At 66.1% G+C, this 3,941-nt stretch carries 5 protein-coding genes; all 5 read left to right on the top strand.

Annotated features, from left to right (window positions below):
* Window positions 1-129 precede the first annotated feature (129 nt).
* Window positions 130-1,524, top strand: a complete 1,395-nt coding sequence (gene hslU, locus AB1609_17450) for an ATP-dependent protease ATPase subunit HslU (protein MEW6048233.1) — start codon at window positions 130-132, stop codon at window positions 1,522-1,524.
* 284 nt (window positions 1,525-1,808) lie between these two features.
* On the top strand, window positions 1,809-2,231 hold the full coding sequence (flgB, locus tag AB1609_17445; GenBank protein MEW6048232.1) for a flagellar basal body rod protein FlgB: 423 nt from the start codon (window positions 1,809-1,811) through the stop codon (window positions 2,229-2,231).
* A 19-nt stretch (window positions 2,232-2,250) separates the two neighbouring features.
* Window positions 2,251-2,691, top strand: coding sequence for a flagellar basal body rod protein FlgC (gene flgC, locus AB1609_17440; GenBank protein ID MEW6048231.1), 441 nt, complete (start codon window positions 2,251-2,253; stop codon window positions 2,689-2,691).
* Between the two features lie 52 nt (window positions 2,692-2,743).
* Window positions 2,744-3,067 (top strand): flagellar hook-basal body complex protein FliE, encoded by a 324-nt coding sequence (fliE, locus tag AB1609_17435; protein ID MEW6048230.1) that lies wholly within the window; start codon window positions 2,744-2,746, stop codon window positions 3,065-3,067.
* A 35-nt stretch (window positions 3,068-3,102) separates the two neighbouring features.
* Window positions 3,103-3,941 (top strand): flagellar basal-body MS-ring/collar protein FliF (fliF, locus tag AB1609_17430; protein MEW6048229.1); only part of this gene is annotated, 839 nt, incomplete at its 3' end.

Below are 3,941 nucleotides of genomic sequence, written 5' to 3'. Positions count from 1 at the left end.
TCGTGCAGGAGTCCCTGATGATCGCGGCTTCCATCGATATATATACAAACGACCGCATTCTGGTGGAGGAACTTTGAGCCAGGGGCCCCAAAGCGCCAGGCCGCTCGTTTGGAAGTGATGGGCGTGCGCATGGAAGATCTCACCCCGCGGCGCATCGTCGAAGAACTCGACCGATACATCGTCGGCCAGCAGGAGGCCAAGCGGGCGGTGGCCATCGCCCTGCGCAACCGCCACCGCCGGCAGCTTCTCCCGCCGGAACTGCGCGATGAAGTCACCCCCAAAAACATCCTCATGATCGGCCCGACGGGCGTCGGCAAGACGGAGATCGCAAGGCGGCTTGCACGCCTCGTGGACGCGCCTTTCATAAAGGTGGAGGCCACCAAGTTTACCGAGGTGGGCTACGTGGGCCGGGACGTGGACGCCATCGTGCGGGACCTGGTGGAGACCGCGGTTCGCATGGTCAAACAGGAGCGAACGGAGGCGGTCATCGATCAGGTGGCTCCCGCCGTTGAGGAGAGGCTGTTGGACGCGCTCGCACCCGCCCCGCGGCCCCGGCAGGCTTCCAATCCGCTGGCTGCGCTGTTCGGAATCAACGTGTCGCGCCCCGAGACGGACGACCGCTCAGAGGCCGAGGCGGCAGACGCCGAGGCACGCCGGGCGGAGCTACGGCGAAGGCTGGCTGCGGGAGAACTTGAGGACCAGGTGGTTGAAATCGAGGTGGAAGACCGCACGCCCGGCGTCGTCGAGGTTGTGTCGGGCCACGGCGTCGAGGAGATGGGGATCAACCTCCAGGATCTCTTCGGGAATTTGCTGCCGCGCCGGAAGCGGCGCCGCAAGGTGACGGTCGCGGAGGCGCGCCGCGTCTTCACCATGGAAGAGGCGCAGAGGCGCATCGACATGGAGGAGGTGACTGCCGAGGCCATCCGCCGGGTTGAACAATCCGGCATCGTTTTCATCGACGAGATTGACAAGATCGCGGGGCGGGAGCGGGGGGTGGGGCCCGACGTGTCGAGGGAAGGGGTTCAGCGAGACCTGTTGCCCATCGTGGAGGGATCGACCGTAACGACCAAGTACGGGCCCGTGCGCACCGACCACGTTCTGTTCATCGCGGCCGGAGCCTTCCACGTCACGAAGCCCTCCGACCTGATTCCCGAACTGCAGGGCCGCTTTCCCATCCGGGTGGAACTGAAACCGCTCGGGCGCTCGGATCTGCGCCGCATCCTGACGGAGCCCCAGAACGCGCTGACGCGCCAGTACTCCGAACTGCTGGCGACCGAGGGCGTGAAGCTGGAGTTCACGGACGATGGGCTTGACGAGATCGCGCGCCTCGCCGAACTCGTCAACGAGCAGACGGAAAACATCGGCGCCCGCCGGCTTCAGACGCTGATGGAACGGGTGCTCGAGGAGATCTCGTTCGACGCCCCCTCGTACCGGGGGCAGCGCGTGGTCATCGACGCGGCGTACGTCCGCAGGCGCCTGGCCGGCATCGCCGAGGACCGGGATCTCTCCCGGTACATTCTCTAGAAGCAGCCCGCTGCCTCCCTCCTGCGCGACCCACGGCTCAAAGGCGCTCCACGACGGCCTCAAGTATTCTGAATTTACTGATACAAGGTTTTACTGGAGGATTCGGAGGAATCCTCCATTCTGGTGTCGTAGTGACATAAACCGACAGTTTCCGTGGGAAATGCCGGCATTACAGGATCCGGGACCACAGTCCCGGGTCCGGAACAGGACCGGCGACCCGCCGGCGGGGTCACGTACACCCCGTGGCGCCGGGGGCCGATAAGGGTACGGGAGGTGTGAGGTCAATGCAAAGGGTCGGGCTTCTTTGGAATGCTGCCGACAGCAGCCTGGCGTTGGCTCTGGACGCGGCAGCGCTCCGCCAGGAGGCCATCGCTCACAACCTCGCGAACGTCGAAACGCCCCGCTACCGGCGCTTTGACGTGGTGTACGAGGAGGCGCTGCGGGCCCAGCAAGCCGAGAGAGAGCGCCGAAAGGTGGATGTCGTGCGCACCCATCCGGCCCACCTCCCCGTTGCGGGGGGGAAGCCGGTGCAGCCGGTTTTGGTGCGTGACACGACCAGCCTGGTGCGAAACGACCGGAGCAACGTGGACATCGAACGGGAGATGGTCGCGCTCTCGAAAAACACGCTCTTCTACCAGACCGTGACCACGGTCCTGGGTACGCGCTTTGCTGCCCTGCGCACCGCCATCTCCGAAGGGCGCCGCTAGGAGGGAGGGCCCACACGAAATGCCTTTTCTGCCCTCGCTTGACATCAGCGCATCCGGGTTGACCGCCGAGCGCCTGCGAATGGATCTGATCGCCAACAACCTCGCCAACGCCTACTCCACTCGGTCGCCAAGGGGCGGGCCGTACCGGCGGCAAGTAGCGGTATTCTCCGCCCTTGAGCCGCAGGCGTGGGTGTTTCCTGCAGCCCCTCGCGTCCAGGCGCGTCCCGGCATGGGTGTTGAAGTGGCGGCCGTAATCGAGGATCCGTCGCCGCCCCGCCTGGTCTATGACCCCGGTCATCCCGACGCCCGGCCGGACGGTTACGTGGAGTATCCCAACGTGGATCCCATCACCGAGATGGTGGACATGCTGGCCGCCGAGCGGGCCTACCAGGCCAACCTGGCGGCGTTCGGCGCGGCCTCCGAGATGGCCCGGGGGGCGCTTGCTCTGCTGCGCGGGTAGCAGGAAGCGCCGTTCCTGACCGCGATGGGAGGATGGGCAGGATATGGCCGCCATGACCAGCCTTAGCCGTGTCGGCCTGGTGACAGGCCATGTTATTGGGGGGCAGGCGGGCGCGACAAGCTCCGTTGCGTCTTCGTCGGAAGCGAAAACAGCCACCAGGCCCTTCACCCAGGTGCTGAAGGACGCCATCGCCCAGGTCAACGACCTCCAGATCCAGGCACAGCAGGCGGCGGAGGCAGTGGCTCGGGGCGACGTCACCGACCTGCACCAGGTGTCGCTCGCCATCGAGCGCGCCCGGCTGGCCCTCGAACTCACCGTTGCCGTTCGCAACAAGCTGATCGAGGCCTATCAGGAAATCTCCCGGATGCCCATCTGACGGGCCCAGCGTAGCGGGGGGACGGGAGGCCGGAAGTGCGCGCGGCGCTGGAGCGTTCGAGGGAGCAGGTCGGAAGCATCTGGCGGGGCATGAGCCGTACGGCACGCCTGGCGACTCTGGGCGGCGCCGCGGCGTTGCTCGTGGCCATCATCGTGCTGGGCGTGCAGCTCGGGACGCCGCGCTACGAGCCGGTCTTCACGGGCCTGCAGCGGGACGATCTGCGGGCAGTGGTGGTCGCGCTGCAGGATCGCCGGGTGGACTTCCGGGTGGACGAGACCCAGGGGGCCGTCTACGTTCCGGAAGGTTCCGTCCATGAGGTGCGGCTCGGCCTCGCGATGGAGGGGCTTCCGAAGAACAGCGTCGTCGGTTTCGAGATCCTGAAGGAAACCAATTTGGGCCTTACGGACTTCGAGCGCCGCCTCCGCTACTACTGGGCTTTGCAGGGTGAACTGACCCGGACCATCCGCAGCATCCAGGGCGTTTCGGATGCAAGGGTCCACATCGTGATCCCTGAACGCAGTCTGTTCATCTCCGAACAGCGTCCGGCCACCGCCTCGGTGCTCTTGAGCTTGCAGCCGGGTGTCAGCTTGAGCCGTGCGCAGGTGCGCGGGATCGTGCACCTGGTGGCCAACAGCGTGGAGGGCCTGGACCCGGCCAACGTCACCGTGGTGGACACAAAGGGCAACGTGCTCTCGGACCTGTTCGCAGCCGAGCAGGGGGCCGGCGCCAGCAACGCGGCGGCAGAACGGTTGCAGTTGAAGCGCACCTACGAGCGCGAACTGGAGAGAAGCCTGCAGGCGACCCTGGAACAGGTCTGGGGCGCGGGGCACGTGGTGGTACGGGTCACCGCCGATCTCACGTTTGACGAGCAGGA

This window comes from Bacillota bacterium (genome assembly GCA_040754675.1).
Taxonomy (GTDB): domain Bacteria; phylum Bacillota; class Limnochordia; order Limnochordales; family Geochordaceae; genus Geochorda.
The sequence above is the reverse complement of the archived record's forward strand: the minus strand, read 5'-3'. Positions and strand labels throughout refer to the sequence as shown.

What these genes read in the sequence shown, in the direction of transcription:
- hslU (MEW6048233.1), top strand. Translation starts at nt 130, where the DNA reads ATGGAAGATCTCACCCCGCGGCGCATCGTCGAAGAACTCGACCGATAC.
- flgB (MEW6048232.1), top strand. Translation starts at nt 1,809, where the DNA reads ATGCAAAGGGTCGGGCTTCTTTGGAATGCTGCCGACAGCAGCCTGGCG.
- flgC (MEW6048231.1), top strand. Translation starts at nt 2,251, where the DNA reads ATGCCTTTTCTGCCCTCGCTTGACATCAGCGCATCCGGGTTGACCGCC.
- fliE (MEW6048230.1), top strand. Translation starts at nt 2,744, where the DNA reads ATGACCAGCCTTAGCCGTGTCGGCCTGGTGACAGGCCATGTTATTGGG.